The sequence below is a fragment of the Micrococcus sp. KT16 genome (assembly GCF_003315015.1).
Classification (GTDB): domain Bacteria; phylum Actinomycetota; class Actinomycetes; order Actinomycetales; family Micrococcaceae; genus Micrococcus; species Micrococcus luteus.
This window is the reverse complement of record NZ_QNRG01000020.1, coordinates 1-14,196: the sequence shown is the minus strand read 5'-3', so window position 1 is coordinate 14,196 and position 14,196 is coordinate 1. Positions and strand designations below refer to the sequence as shown.

12 protein-coding genes are annotated in these 14,196 nt (G+C 74.0%); 4 read left to right on the top strand and 8 right to left on the bottom strand.

Annotation, left to right across the window (positions count from 1 at the left end; all coding sequences use genetic code 11):
* Positions 1 to 73 precede the first annotated feature (73 nt).
* From DE149_RS11080 to DE149_RS11065, 4 genes are read left to right on the top strand one after another with little or no spacing between them, the layout of a single operon-like run.
* Entirely contained in the window at positions 74 to 763 is a 690-nt protein-coding gene (locus DE149_RS11080; protein ID WP_113914474.1) for a GntR family transcriptional regulator, read from the top strand.
* On the top strand, positions 760 to 2,286 hold the full coding sequence (locus tag DE149_RS11075) for an MmgE/PrpD family protein (RefSeq protein WP_100057874.1): 1,527 nt from the start codon (positions 760 to 762) through the stop codon (positions 2,284 to 2,286). The genes DE149_RS11080 and DE149_RS11075 overlap by 4 nt, the downstream gene beginning before the upstream one ends.
* Entirely contained in the window at positions 2,286 to 3,224 is a 939-nt protein-coding gene (gene prpB, locus DE149_RS11070; protein WP_100057873.1) for a methylisocitrate lyase, read from the top strand. The genes DE149_RS11075 and prpB overlap by 1 nt, the downstream gene beginning before the upstream one ends.
* 56 nt (positions 3,225 to 3,280) lie before the next feature.
* Positions 3,281 to 4,426 (top strand): bifunctional 2-methylcitrate synthase/citrate synthase, encoded by a 1,146-nt coding sequence (locus DE149_RS11065; protein WP_063189202.1) that lies wholly within the window; start codon positions 3,281 to 3,283, stop codon positions 4,424 to 4,426.
* Between the two features lie 245 nt (positions 4,427 to 4,671).
* On the opposite strand, the gene DE149_RS11060 is transcribed toward DE149_RS11065, so the two are convergent.
* The 8 genes from DE149_RS11060 to DE149_RS11025 all read right to left on the bottom strand — a co-directional run bounded on the left by DE149_RS11060 (position 4,672) and on the right by DE149_RS11025 (position 13,607).
* Positions 4,672 to 6,381: a CTP synthase gene (locus DE149_RS11060; RefSeq protein WP_113914473.1), complete on the bottom strand. Its 1,710-nt coding sequence runs from the start codon at positions 6,379 to 6,381 to the stop codon at positions 4,672 to 4,674.
* A 9-nt stretch (positions 6,382 to 6,390) separates the two neighbouring features.
* Positions 6,391 to 7,356: a site-specific tyrosine recombinase XerD gene (gene xerD, locus DE149_RS11055; RefSeq protein ID WP_063189197.1), complete on the bottom strand. Its 966-nt coding sequence runs from the start codon at positions 7,354 to 7,356 to the stop codon at positions 6,391 to 6,393.
* Positions 7,353 to 8,060: an NUDIX hydrolase gene (locus tag DE149_RS11050; protein ID WP_063189195.1), complete on the bottom strand. Its 708-nt coding sequence runs from the start codon at positions 8,058 to 8,060 to the stop codon at positions 7,353 to 7,355. The genes xerD and DE149_RS11050 overlap by 4 nt, the downstream gene beginning before the upstream one ends.
* Positions 8,061 to 8,101: 41 nt before the next feature.
* Complete coding sequence (gene recN / locus DE149_RS11045) at positions 8,102 to 9,844, bottom strand: DNA repair protein RecN (RefSeq protein WP_036315738.1); 1,743 nt, start codon at positions 9,842 to 9,844, stop codon at positions 8,102 to 8,104.
* Positions 9,841 to 10,929, bottom strand: coding sequence for an NAD kinase (locus DE149_RS11040; protein WP_036315741.1), 1,089 nt, complete (start codon positions 10,927 to 10,929; stop codon positions 9,841 to 9,843). Before DE149_RS11040 ends, recN begins: the two co-directional genes overlap by 4 nt.
* A 113-nt stretch (positions 10,930 to 11,042) precedes the next feature.
* Positions 11,043 to 11,885 carry a TlyA family RNA methyltransferase gene (locus DE149_RS11035; protein WP_036315747.1) on the bottom strand — a complete coding sequence of 281 codons (843 nt, stop codon included), beginning with the start codon at positions 11,883 to 11,885 and terminating at the stop codon, positions 11,043 to 11,045.
* Entirely contained in the window at positions 11,878 to 12,708 is an 831-nt protein-coding gene (locus DE149_RS11030; protein ID WP_051995271.1) for an HAD-IIA family hydrolase, read from the bottom strand. The genes DE149_RS11035 and DE149_RS11030 overlap by 8 nt, the downstream gene beginning before the upstream one ends.
* Positions 12,705 to 13,607: a hypothetical protein gene (locus tag DE149_RS11025; protein WP_231866285.1), complete on the bottom strand. Its 903-nt coding sequence runs from the start codon at positions 13,605 to 13,607 to the stop codon at positions 12,705 to 12,707. Before DE149_RS11025 ends, DE149_RS11030 begins: the two co-directional genes overlap by 4 nt.
* Between the last annotated feature and the right edge of the window lie 589 nt (positions 13,608 to 14,196).

The following is a 14,196-nucleotide window of genomic DNA, read 5'->3' as shown; positions in this document are numbered from 1 at the left end:
GACGGCGTCGCCCGGCACGCGCATCGGACACAACCCCTGCCCTCGGCGGGACTGTTGTGTATACACTGGCGGCATGCGAGCGAGTGAGCGGGCGTACCAGGCCCTGAGGGCGGAGATCCTCGACTGGTCCCTCCCTCCGGGCGCGGGCCTGGGCGAGGTGGAGCAGGCCGAGCGCCTGGGCATCTCGCGCACCCCTCTGCGCGAGGCGCTCTCCCGCCTGGTGGCCGACGGCCTGGCCGAGCAGGCCCCGGGACGGGGCATCGTCGTCGCCGACCTGTCCCTCGAACAGGCGGACCAGCTGTTCGACCTGCGCATCGCCCTCGAGTCCCTCCTGGCGCGCCGGGCCGCGCAGCGGGCCACCCCGGAGGCGGCCGAGCGGTTCGCGGTCCTCGCGGGCCGTTTCCAGGAGGCCGAGGCGGCCCTGCGCGGCGGGACCGACCCGGCGGACTACTACGCGATGACGGCCGAGCTGGACAGCCGGCTGGACGAGGCCGCCGCGAACCCCTACCTCGTCTCCACCCTGCGCACCCTGCGCCTGCACCTGGCGCGCCTGCGCCGCCTGGCCGCGGACGACCCGGCCCGCCTCGCGGCCTCCGCCGCGGAGCACGCGGACATCGCCGACGCCGTCGGCTCGGGCGCCGCGGACCTCGCGGAGGCGACCACGCGGGTCCACCTGCACCACGCCTTCCACCATCTGACCCGGCGCGGCCGAGCCGAGGAGACCCCGACCCTGCTGACCCCCACCGAAGGAGACCGACCATGAAGAACCATCACGTGCGCGTCCACCGCTCCGAGGAGAACCTCGAGCGCAAGGACCAGCTGGCCTGGAAGCTGGCCGAGGTGGCCGTCGACGACGTCGAGGTGCTGCCCGAGGTCGAGGAGATGATCATCAACCGGATCATCGACAACGCCTCCGTCGCCGTCGCCTCGCTGAAGCGCGGCCCGATCGTCGCCGCCCGCGCCCAGGCCCTGTCCCACCCGGTCTCCACCGGCGGCGAGGGCGCCTCCGTGTTCGGTGTGGAGCAGAAGGTCTCCCCCGAGTGGGCCGCGTGGGCCAACGGCGTGGCCGTCCGCGAGCTGGACTACCACGACACGTTCCTGGCCGCCGAGTACTCCCACCCGGGCGACAACATCCCGCCGATCCTCGCCGTCGCCCAGCACGCCGGCCGCTCCGGCAAGGACCTGATCCGCGGCATCGCCACCGGCTACGAGATCCAGGTGGACCTCGTGAAGTCCATCAACCTGTACGGCCACAAGATCGACCACGTGGCCCACATCGGCCCCTCCGCCTCCGCCGGCATCGGCACCCTGCTCGGCCTGGACACCGAGACCATCTTCCAGGCCATCGGCCAGGGCCTGCACACCACCACCGCCACCCGCCAGTCCCGCAAGGGCGAGATCTCCACGTGGAAGGCCCACGCCCCGGCGTTCGCCGGCAAGATGGCCGTCGAGGCCGTGGACCGCGCCATGCGCGGCCAGACCTCCCCCGTCCCGATCTACGAGGGCGAGGACGGCGTGATCGCCTGGCTGCTGGACGGCCCGGACGCCTCCTACGAGGTGCCGCTGCCCGAGCAGGGCGAGCCCAAGCGCGGCATCCTGGACACCTACACCAAGGAGCACTCGGCCGAGTACCAGGCCCAGGCCTGGATCGACCTGGCCCGCAAGCTCCACAGGGAGCACCCGGAGGCCACCGACCCGGCGAACGTCGAGTCGGTGCTGATCAAGACCTCGCACCACACCCACTACGTGATCGGCTCGGGCGCCAACGACCCGCAGAAGTACGATCCGACGGCCTCGCGCGAGACCCTCGACCACTCGATCCCCTACATCTTCACCGTGGCCCTGCAGGACGGCTCCTGGCACCACGTGGACTCCTACGCCCCCGAGCGCGCCCAGCGCGAGGACACCGTCGCCCTGTGGCACAAGGTGACCACCGTGGAGGACCCGGAGTGGACCCGCCGCTACCACTCGCTGGACCTCGCGGAGAAGGCGTTCGGCGGCGCGGTGGAGATCACCCTCAAGGACGGCACCGTCATCACCGACGAGATCGCCGTGGCCGACGCCCACCCGCTCGGCGCCCGGCCGTTCGCCCGCGAACAGTACATCCAGAAGTTCCGCACCCTGGCCGAGGGCATCGTCTCGAAGGAGGAGCAGGACCGCTTCCTGGCCGCCGCCGAGCGCGTGGCCGAGCTGCAGCCCGGCGAGCTGGACCAGCTGAACATCCTGGCGGACCCGGCGTTCCTGTCCGAGGCCGACCTCGCCGCCGCCCCGAAGGGCCTGTTCTGATGCTGTACTCGACGAAGACGGCCGAAGAGAAGCGGATCGACCTGCGGCAGACCCTGAAACAGGGCGGCGCCCAGCAGTTCCCGGGCGCGTTCACCCCGCTGACCGCCAAGCTGATCCAGGAGAAGGGCTTCCCCGGGGTGTACATCTCCGGTGGCGTGCTCGCGAACGAGCTGGGCCTGCCCGACGTCGGGCTGACCACGCTCACCGAGGTGGCCGTGCGCGGCGGGCAGATCGCCCGCCTCACGGACCTGCCGTGCCTCATCGACGCGGACACGGGCTTCGGCGAGCCGATGAACGTGGCCCGCACGGTGCAGGAGTTCGAGAACGCCGGCCTGGCCGGCTGCCACATCGAGGACCAGTTCAACCCCAAGCGGTGCGGCCACCTCGACGGCAAGAACATGGTGGACCTCGACACCGCGGTCAAGCGCATCGCCGCCGCCGTCGACGCCCGCCGGGACCCGAACTTCCTCATCATGGCGCGCACCGACCTGCGTGCCGTGGAGGGCCTGGACGCCGCGATCGCCCGCATGAAGGCGCTCGTGGAGGCCGGTGCGGACGCGATCTTCCCGGAGGCACTGAAGGACATCGGCGAGTTCGAGACCGTGTGTCGCGAGCTGGAGCCCCTCGGGGTCCCGGTCCTGGCGAACATGACCGAGTTCGGCAAGTCCGAGCTGTTCACCCGCCAGCAGCTGGCGGACGCCGGCGTCGCGATGGTGATCTACCCGGTCACCCTGCTGCGCTCCGCGATGGGCGCCGCCGAGCGCGTGCTCGACGCCATCAAGGAGGAGGGCACCCAGCAGTCGCAGGTGGAGCAGATGCTCACCCGCGCCCGCCTCTACGAGCTGGTGGACTACGAGGGCTACAACGCCTTCGACACGGGCATCTTCAACTTCGACGTGCCCACGCTCGACATCGGCGCCAACCACGCCGACCTCTGACCCGTCACCGGGCCCGCCCGTGCGCGGGCGGGCCCCACTCCCCGAGGAGGGACACCATGACCGAGACCGAGATCAAGAAGGGCCTGGCCGGCGTCGTCGTGGACACCACGGCGATCTCCAAGGTCAACCCGGAGACGAACTCCCTGCTGTATCGCGGCTACCCCGTGCAGGACCTGGCCGCGCAGCTTTCGTTCGAGGCCGTCGCGCTGCTGCTCTGGACGGGCGAGCTGCCCACGGACGAGGAGCTGGCCGCGTTCGAGCGCTTCGAGCGCGCCCACCGTGCCCTCGACCCGAAGGTGAAGCAGGCCATCGACCTGCTGCCCACCGACTGCCACCCCATGGACGTCGGCCGCACCGCCGTGTCCGTGCTCGGCGCGAACCACCCGAAGGCGGAGGACTCCTCCCCCGAGGCCGAGCTGGAGAAGGCCCAGGCCCTGTTCGCGGCGTTCCCGGCCGTCGTCGCCTACGACCAGCGCCGCCGCCGCGGCCAGGACGTGGTGGAGCCGCGCGAGGACCTGGACTACTCGCAGAACTTCCTCTGGATGACGTTCGGCGAGGAGGCCGCCCCGGAGGTCGTGGACGCGTTCCGCGTCTCGATGGTGCTGTACGCCGAGCACTCGTTCAACGCCTCGACCTTCACCGCGCGCGTGATCACCTCGACGCTCTCCGACCTGCACTCGGCCGTGACCGGTGCGATCGGCGCGCTCAAGGGCCCGCTGCACGGCGGCGCCAACGAGGCCGTGATGCACACCTTCGACGAGATCGGCATCCGGAAGGAGGAGTCCCGTGAGGACGCCGCCGCCCGAGCGAAGGCGTGGATGGAGGACGCCCTGGCCCAGAAGAAGAAGGTCATGGGCTTCGGCCACCGCGTCTACAAGAACGGGGACTCCCGCGTGCCCACCATGAAGGCCGCACTGGACCGGATGATCGAGCACTACGGCCGCGAGGAGATGCTCGGCCTGTACGACGGTCTGGAGCAGGCCATGGACGAGGCCAAGCAGATCAAGCCGAACCTCGACTACCCCGCCGGCCCGACGTATCACCTCATGGGCTTCGACACCGAGCTGTTCACGCCGATCTTCATCGCCTCGCGCATCACCGGCTGGACCGCCCACATCATGGAGCAGCGCGCCGCGAACGCGCTGATCCGCCCGCTCTCGGCCTACGACGGCCCCGAGCAGCGGGAGCTGCCGGCGGGCTGAGCCTCGTGAGGGGCGGTCGGGGCGACTTGTCGGAGGTGTAGACGCAGATCACCTCCGACACGTCGCCCCATTCGCTCGCGGCGCGGTGCCGCGTGCACGACGACGGCGGGTCGCCCCGGGTGGGGCGGCCCGCCGTCGTCGTGTCGTCATCGGTGCGACGCCCTCGCAGAGTGGTCACGACACGCCGCGTGCCGGGCGCGGCGACGGCGTGTCGTGACCACTGTGTCGGGCCGGTCGTCGGCCCCTCAGCGCCGGGCCGCCGCGTCGGCGCGGCGGGCCAGGCCGGCGGCGACGAGGCCGGCGAACAGCGGGTGCGGGCGGGTCGGCCGGGAGGAGAACTCCGGGTGGGCCTGCGTGGACACGTAGTACGGGTGCACGTCCCGGGGCAGCTCCACGAACTCCACGAGGGCGCCGTCCGGGGAGGTGCCGCAGATCGCGAGACCGGCCTCCTCGAGGCGGTCGCGGTAGGCGTTGTTCACCTCGTAGCGGTGGCGGTGGCGCTCGGTCACCTCGGTGGTGCCGTAGGCCTCGGCCACCACGGAGCCCGGGCGCAGGGTCGCGGGGAAGGCGCCCAGGCGCATGGTGCCGCCGAGGTCCCCCTCGCCGGCCACGATCTGCTCCTGCTCGGCCATGGTGGCGATCACGGGCGAGGCGGTCTCCGGGTCGAACTCGGTGGAGTCCGCGTCCTCCAGGCCGAGGACGTTGCGGGCGTACTCGATGACCATGGACTGCAGGCCCAGGCACAGACCCAGCGTCGGGATCCGCTGCTCGCGGGCGTGCCGCAGCGCGCCGAGCTTGCCCTCGAGCCCGCGCACGCCGAAGCCGCCGGGCACACACACGGCGTCGACGTCCGCGAGCGCCACCGCCGCGCCCTCGGGGGTGGCGCACTCGTCCGCGGCCACCCAGCGGATGCCCACCTTGGCCCGGTGGGCGAAGCCACCGGCGCGCAGCGCCTCGGTGACGGACAGGTAGGCGTCCGGCAGGTCCACGTACTTGCCCACGAGCGCCACCGTGAGCTCGTGCTCCGGGTGGTGCACGGCGTCCATGAGGGCATCCCACGCGGTCCAGTCCACGTCCTTGAACTTCAGGTCCAGGGACTGCACCACGTGGGCGTCGAGGCCCTGGTCGTGGATGACGCGGGGGATGTCGTAGATGGAGGGGGCGTCGGCGCAGTTGACGACGGCGTCCTGCGGGACGTCGCACATGCGGGCGATCTTGCCGCGGACATCGTCGGGGACGGCCCGGTCCGAGCGCAGCACGATCGCGTCCGGCTGGATGCCGATCGAGCGCAGGGCGGCCACGGAGTGCTGTGTGGGCTTGGTCTTGAGCTCCTGCGAGGGGCCGATGTACGGCACGAGGGAGACGTGCAGGAAGAAGACGTCGTCGCGGCCGACGTCCTGGCGGACCTGGCGGGCGGCCTCGAGGAAGGGCTGCGACTCGATGTCGCCGACGGTGCCGCCGATCTCCGTGATGATCACGTCCGGGGCGGGGCGGTCGCCGCGGGGCTCCGCGGGCAGGCGCATCCGGCGGCAGATCTCGTCGGTGATGTGCGGGATGACCTGGACGGTGTCCCCGAGGTACTCGCCGCGGCGCTCGCGGGCGATCACGGTGGAGTACACCTGGCCGGTGGTCACGTTGTCCAGGCCGTCGAGGTCCTCGTCGAGGAAGCGCTCGTAGTGGCCGATGTCCAGGTCCGTCTCGGCGCCGTCCTCGGTGACGAACACCTCGCCGTGCTGGAACGGGTTCATGGTGCCCGGGTCCACGTTGAGGTAGGGGTCGAGCTTCTGCATCACCACCCTGAGCCCGCGCGCCTTGAGCAGGTGGCCGAGCGAGGAGGCCGTGAGCCCCTTGCCGAGGGAGGAGGCGACACCGCCGGTCACGAACACGTGACGGGTGACGCGCGTGGACGTCTGAGTACGAGTAGTTCGTTTCACCACGGATTTTGAGCGTATCAGGTGCGGGGCTCAGCGCGCGCGCGGATGCGCGGCGGAGTAGACCTCGCGCAGGGAGTCCACGGTGACGAGGGTGTACACCTGCGTGGTGGTCACGGACGCGTGCCCGAGCAGCTCCTGGACCACGCGGACGTCCGCGCCGCCGGCCAGCAGGTGCGTGGCGAAGCAGTGGCGCAGGGTGTGGGGCGAGACGTCCGCCTCGAGGCCGGCGCGCTCGGCCGCCCGCTTCAGCACGGCCCACGCGGACTGCCGGGAGAGCCGGCCCCCGCGGGCGTTGACGAACAGGGCGGGCGTGGAGCGTGTGACTCCCGTCATGATCGTGGGCCGTCCCCGCACCAGCCATGCGTCGAGCGCGGCGGCCGCGTAGGAGCCGATCGGCACCACGCGCTCCTTGGACCCCTTGCCGAACAGGCGGACCACGGGCTGGCCGCCGTCGTCCCCGGTCTGCGCGAGCCCCACCACGTCGTCGACGTCGAGGCCGACCACCTCGGAGATGCGGGCGCCGGTGCCGTAGAGGAACTCGAGCAGCGCGCGGTCCCGCAGTCCGGCGGGGGTGTCGACGGGCACGGCCTCCAGCAGCGCCGTCACCTGCTCCACGGGGAGCGCCTTCGGCAGGCGGTCGCCCGGCTTCGGCGGGTGGACGTCGCGGGCGGGGTCGGCGGGCGTGAGTCCCTCGAGGGCCCAGAACCGGTGCAGCCCGCGCACCGCGGCGAGCACGCGGGCGGCCGAGCGGACGGCGAGCGGGCGGCCGCCGTCGTCGCCCGTGGCGAGGGCCTGCAGGAAGCCGGCCACGTGGCCGGGGTCGACGTCCCCGGGGGCGCGCACCCCGGCCGCCTCGAGCCAGCGACGGTAGCGGGCCAGGTCGCGCCGATAGGCGGCCAGGGTGTTCTCGGCCAGGCCCCGCTCGACGGCGAGATGGTCCAGGTGCCGGCGGAAGGGTGCCGCGAGCGCCGAGGTCTGCGGCGCGTGCGGGCTCACGCGGACCAGTCCGCCCCCGGGGCCTGCCGGTCGGGGACGAACGGCGCGTCCACGGGACGCAGGCGTCGCCAGCCCTGGGCCCGGTGGGCGCCCAGGGCCAGCACGGCGACGACGGTGGATGGGTTGTGCACCCGGCCGTCCAGGACGGCGTCGGTCACCTCGTCGACGCCGACCCACACGAGCGGCATGGCGGCCTCCTCGTCCTGCCGGGTGTGCCGCTCGCCGTCGGGGATCTCTTCGATCTGACGGGCCAGGAACACGCGGATCGCCTCGCTGGAGCCGCCCGGGGTCGTGTAGTAGTCGACGAGGGTGTGCCACTCGCGGGCGCGCAGGTCGGCCTCCTCGGCCAGCTCACGGACGGCGACCTGGTGGAGGTCCTCCCCGTCCACGTCCCGCAGGCCCGCCGGGATCTCCCACAGCTCCATGCCCACGGGGTGGCGGTACTGGCGGACGAGGGCCACCTGCTCGCGGGGGCCGGTGGTGGTGAGCTTGGTGCGGACCGCGAGGATCGCCACCGCGCCCGGGTGCACCATCAGCTCCCGGGTCAGCGGTTCCCGGGACTTGTCCGCCGGGTCCAGGCGGAACGACTCCCGGGCGATGTCCCACACTCGGCCCTCGTAGACGGTCTTCGACTTCTTCACCGGGCGGGGGACGTGCAGGTCGCGCAGGGGCGAGCGTCCCGCGGACGCGGGGATCTCAGGCATGGGGCGATCCTTTCATGTCGGGGCGGCGTCCGCGGACGGGGTCAGCCACGTTCGCGGGCGGAGGACTCGAGCAGCTCCCGGGCATGCTCGCGGGCCGCCGCGGAGTCGCCGTGCCCGGCGAGCATGCGGGCGAGCTCCTCGACCCGCTCGTCGGCCGTCAGCGTCACGACGTCGGAGGTGGTCACACCCGCGGCCGGGTCCGAGTTCTTCTCCACCCGCACGTGCCGGTCCGCGTAGGCGGCGACCTGGGGCAGGTGCGTCACGGCGATGACCTGCACGTGGCGGGCGAGCCGGGCCAGGCGGGCCCCGATCCGCACGGCGGCCTCACCGCCCACGCCGGCGTCGACCTCATCGAACACGAAGGTGGGCACCGGGTCCGTGGCGGCCAGGACCACCTCGAGGGCGAGCATCACGCGGGAGAGCTCGCCGCCGGAGGCGCCGCGGCCCAGGGGCCGGGGCTCGACGCCCGCGTGGGGGCGCAGGGCGAGCGTGACGTCCTCAGCGCCGTACGGGCCGAGACCGTCCCCGGCGACCGGCGTCAGCCCCACGTGGAACGAGGCGTCCGGCATGAACAGGGCGTGCAGCTCCTCGGTCACCGCGGTCTCGAGCCGCTCGGCGGCCTCGGTGCGCAGGGCGGTGAGGGTCGCGGCCCGCTCGCGCAGCGCGGCGTCGAGCCGGTCGACCTCCGCCTCGAGCTCCTCGAGGCGGCCGGAGTCGCCCTGCAGCTCGTCCAGGCGCGGACGCTGGGTCCGGGCCCAGTCGATCACGTCGGCGAGCTCGGGCCCGTAGAGCCGCTGCAGTCGCGTGAGCTCGGCCAGCCGCGACTGGGCCGCGTCGAGGTCGGAGGCCGCGTCGGCGTCCAGGTCAGCGGTGTAGCGGGCCAGGTCGCCGGCGATGTCCGAGAGCACGACGGCGGCCTCCGCCAGGCGCGCGGCCGCGGCGGCGAGCTCGGGGTCGTCGCCGGGGGCGGCGAGCACGGCCTGCCGCGCCGCCTCCACGAGGCTGACGGCGCCGGGGGTCTCGTCCATCGCGTCCACGTCGGGGCCGGCCAGTCGGGCGTGCGCCTCCCCCGAGGCGGCGCGCAGCTCCTCGACGTCCTCGAGCCGGCGGATGAGAGCCCGCAGCTCCTCGTCCTCCCCCTCCTGCGGCTCGGCGAGGTCGATCTCCTCGAGCGAGCGCTGGAGCGCCTCGGCTTCGCGGGCCCGCTCCTGGCGGTGGGCGGTGAGCTCCTGGCGCTCCCGACGCGCGGCGGCCCAGGCGGCGTGGTCCGCGCGGTAGGCGCGCAGGGCCGCGGCGAGCTCGGCGCCGCCGAACGCATCGAGGGCGTGCCGCTGGGCGTCGGCGCCCTGGAGGCGGACCTGGTCGTTCTGCCCGTGCACGGCCACGAGCGTGGCCCCGATCTCGGAGAGCAGGCCCACGGGCACGGAACGGCCGCCGGCCGCAGCGCGGGAACGTGTGCCCTCCCCCGACGCCGTGACGCTGCGGCTCAGGACCAGGTCGCGGGTGCCGTCGTCGCCCTCGTCCACGACCGCGCCGGCCTCCTGAGCCAGGCGGAGCGCCGCGTGGTCCGCGGCCACGCGCACGCCGGCGTCCACGACGGCACGGGACGAGCCCCGGCGGACCGCGCCCGCGTCGGCGCGAGCACCGAGCAGCAGGCCCAGGGCGGTGACCACCATGGTCTTGCCGGCGCCGGTCTCGCCGGTGACGACGGTGAAGCCGGGGTCCAGGTCCACGGTGGCCTCGCCGATCACGCCGAGCCCCGAGATCCTCAGATGGTCGATCATGCGTCCTCCCCGGGGTGACACGCCCCGCGGTCGCGGTGACGCTGGATGTCCACGGGCGAGAGCACCGACAGCGGCATGGTGGCCGGTTCGACGACGTCAGGACGCGGCCCCGCGTGCCGCGGCTCGACGGTCTCCACCGCGCGGAGCACGCCCGCCCGCTCCTGGGCGGTGACGGGGCCGCGCCAGCCGTCCGTGGGCAGCCGGAACTTGCGCACCAGCCGTTCCGCGAAGGGCGTCGGGTTGAGACGGGCCAGGCGCACCGGCTCCGCCGAACGGGACACCTCGATCCGGGCCTGCGGCGGCAGTTCGACGGTCCGCCGGCCGTCGCACCACAGCACACCGGTCTCGCGGGTGCGGGTGAGCACGTCCACGCCGATCGTGGAGCGCGGACCCACCACGAGGGGGCGGGTGAACAGGGCGTGGGCGCTGATGGGCACGCACAGCAGGGCCTCCACGGAGGGCCACACCACGGGGCCCCCGCCGGAGAAGGCGTAGGCCGTGGAGCCGGTGGGGGTGGCCAGGACGACGCCGTCGCAGCCGAAGGCCGTCAGCGGCGAGTTGTCCACGGAGACGACCACCTCGAGCATCCGCTCCCGGTGGGACTTCTCCACGGAGGCCTCGTTGAGGGCCCACGTGCGGGCCACCTCGCGGCCCTCCACGTGCACGACGACGTCCAGGGCCATGCGCTCGATCACCACGTAGGACTCCGAGGCGATCGCCTGGACGGTGCGGTGCAGGTCGGTGCGCTCGGACTCGGCGAGGAAGCCGACGTGGCCCAGGTTCACCGCCAGCAGCGGCACGTTGTGGCCGCGGACGAAGTCGGCCGCCCGCAGCACCGAGCCGTCGCCGCCGAGGACGAGGCCGAGGGTGATGTCCTCGAGCTCGCAGTCGACCCCGAGGGCCTCCGGCGCGAACTCCGGGGGGTCCCCCGCGGCCGCGCGGATGGCGGCCACGTCCTGTTCGAGCATGACGCTGACCAGGCCCTCCTCCGCGAACATGCGGGTGGCCTGCAGCGCCGCGCTGATGGCGTCCTCGCGGCCCGTGTGGGTCAGGACGAGGACGCGACGTCCGGGGGTGTAGGGCATGGTTCCTTCCGCGAGCCGGGGTGCCGGGCACTGCGATCCAGGATAGCCACGAGACCGGACGCGCGAACCGGTGGCCCTACGCCCGTGGACGGGCGGCGCCCCTCGGACGCGGGTCAGGACCAGTCGATGTGGGCGCCCCGGACCCACCCGGCGGCGCGCTCGCCGGCGTCCGGGGCCGGGCTCGTCCCGCCGGCCGGATCGTCGGCCGCGGTGGCGTCGGGACGGCGGAGCCGCAGGAAGAACTCGGCGTTCCCGTCCTGTCCGGCCAGGCCGGATCGGGCGAGGCCGCGGGGTGCGAGACCGGCGCCCAGCGCGGCCGCAGCCACCCCCACGACGGCGTCGCGGCGGGCGTCGGGATCGGTCACGACGCCGGTGCGCGGCAGGGCGCGCCGCCCGACCTCGAACTGGGGCTTGACCATGAGCAGCAGCTCCGCGCCGGGTCGGCACACGCCCGCGAGCGGGGCGAGGACGAGGCGCAGCGAGATGAAGGACAGGTCGGAGACCACCAGGTCCACCGGACCGTCGATGTCCTCGGCCGTGAGGTCGCGGACGTTGAGCCCCTCGCGCACGAGGACGCGGGGGTCGGCCCGGACGGTCGGGGCCAGCTGGTCGTGGCCCACGTCCACGGCGGCCACCCGTTCGGCGCCCCGCTCGAGGAGGACCTGGGTGAATCCGCCGGTGGAGGCCCCGGCGTCGAGCGCCCGGCGGCCGGCCACGGCGACGTCCGGGAACGCCTCGAGCGCGCTGACGAGCTTGTGGGCCGCACGGGAGACGTACCGCGGGCCCGGGTCGCGCAGGCGCAGCGTGGCGTCGGCGGCCACGCGGTCGGAGGGCCGGCGCACCGGGCGGCCGTCGAGGAGGACCTGCCCCGCGCGGATGAGCGCCGCGCCCTCCGTGCGGGAGCGGGCCAGGCCCCGGGCGGCCAGGGCGACGTCGGCGCGTGCGGTCTCAGCCACGCCGTGGGTCCGCGGAGCCCTCGGCCCCGCCGGCGAGCAGAGCGGGCAGGTGCGCACGGACCCACGTGGGCCGGTCCGGCCCGGGGGCGGCGGCCGCGGTCTCGCGCGTGTCGATGCCGGTCAGGACGAGCACCGTGTCGAACCCCGCCGCGTTGCCGCCGCGGATGTCCGTGTCCAGGCGGTCGCCGACCACGAGGGGACGGGCCAGGCCGAGGGCCTCGGCCGCCGTCCGGAACAGTCGTGGCTCGGGCTTGCCCGCCGCGACGGGCGCGGTGCCGGTGGCCCGGCCCACCGCCTCGACGAGGGCCCCGTTGCCGGGGGCGATCCCCTCCGCGCGCGGGATCGAGGTGTCCAGGTTGGTGGCGACCCAGGTGGCCCCGGCGCGCACGGCGTACGCCGCCTCCGCCAGATCGGCCCAGCCGAGACCGGGGTCGAAGCCCTGGATCACCGCGTCGGGGCGCTGCGCCGCGGACGCGACCACCTCGTAGCCCCGCTCCTCGACCACGGCGCGCAGGTACGCCGAGCCGACCACGAGCACCCGGCCGGTGCGGCGGCCGAGCGTCTCCTCGAGCAGGTCGACGCCCGCCGGTGCGGAGCCGAAGACCTGCCCCGCCTGCGCGGGCACCCCGAGCGTGCGGAGATGCTCGGCCACAGACTCCGGCGCGCGGGAGGCGTTGTTCGTCACGAACCCGACCGGCACGCCCCGTTCCTGCAGCGTCGACAGCGTCTCGACCGCCCCGGCGATCGCGCCGCCTCCGGCGTAGACGACGCCGTCCAGGTCGCAGAGCAGCCCGTCGTGACCGGCGAAGAACGTGGCGCTCACCGCTCGTCTGCCTCCGGGGCCTCGAGGGCGTCGAACAGCGACAGCTGGTTCGGGTCGACCTCGTCCGGCGCGTCGACGGCGGCCGGCGGCTCTGCGGCGGCCTCCGGCCGGGGCGCCTCGGTCGGCTCCGTGGCGGCCTCCGGCTCCTCGGCCGGGGATCCGTCCGCCGTCGGCTCCGCACCGGCCTCGGCCGCATACCGCTCGTGGCGCCGGTCGCGGGGGGACGGGCGGCGGTCCCGGGGGTCCTCGACCGGCTCGGTGTCCACGTCGATGATCTCCGGGTCCGCGAACCCGCCCACGCCGAGGGCCTTCTCCGCGACGCGCACGGCACGCGCCCAGAGCCGAGCCTCGTCGCGGCGCCCCAGGGCGAGCAGCACGTCGGCCTGACGCTGGAACAGCCGGGGAGAGAAGGGGTAGCCGCGCCGCCGGTCCAGTTCCGGGATCTGCAGGGCCTCATGGGCACCCTGAAGGTCGCCGGCGTCCTCGCGGATGCCGGAGACGACCATGGCCAGCTCGGCCCGCGCCGCCCGGTCCAGACGCGAGGCATCCACCTCGGCGGCCAGCTGCAGGGCCTTCTCCGTGCGGCCGAGGGCACGCTCGCTGTCCACCTGCGCGGCGATGTGGGTGTCGTCGCCCGTCATGCGCCGGTAGGTGCGGAACTCGCGCAGCGCGTCGGCGTACTCCCCCGCCGCGTAGGCGGTGAGCGCGACTGCCTCGCGCACGCGTGAGAGGCGGCCGCCCTTGCGGGACGCGGCGAGGGCGTGCTGGAACGCCAGCGCCGGGTCGACGTCCAGGTAGCGGCCGGCCATCACGAGATGCTTGGCGACCCAGCTGGCAGGACGCTCGTCAAGGCCGTTGATCTCCTTGAGCGTGCCGCGGTCGAGCTCCTGGCCCGTCACGTCCGGGTCGATGTCCGGAGAGCGCTCCTGGTCCGCACGATTCGCCGCTCGGAGGTCACCGGGATTGTGCGCGGGTCGTTCGGCGCGGTCCTCGCGACGAGGGCCCGTCGGCGCACCGCGGCGCTCGGGGCGTCCGCCCCCCTGGCCCGGGCCGCGCCGCCGGTCCTCGTGAGGCCCGCCGGAGCGGCGCCGGTCACCGGCACCGCTGCGAGGACGTCCGTCGCGGTCACCACCACGACGCCGGCCATCACCGCCACCACGGGGCCCGCGGCCCTCGGATCCGCGGTCCTCGCGGCGCTCTCGGGGGGTGTCCTCAGCCATGGTGTCCTTCCTGGGCGTCACGCCGCGACGGTCCGCGGGAACGCGGTCTCTGTTCCTCATGTGCCGGCCTCGCGGCCGGGTCCTCAGGGGACCAGGCTAGTGCCCGGAGCCTGTGGCAGACCGTCCTTGCGGGGAAAACAGTCCAGAAATGCGGGAAGGGCCTCGCACCAACAGTGCGAGGCCCTCCCTCAAAGAATGTCCGGCGGCGACCTACTCTCCCACAACCTCCCGGCTGCAGTACCATCGGCGCTGTGGGCCTTAGCTTCCG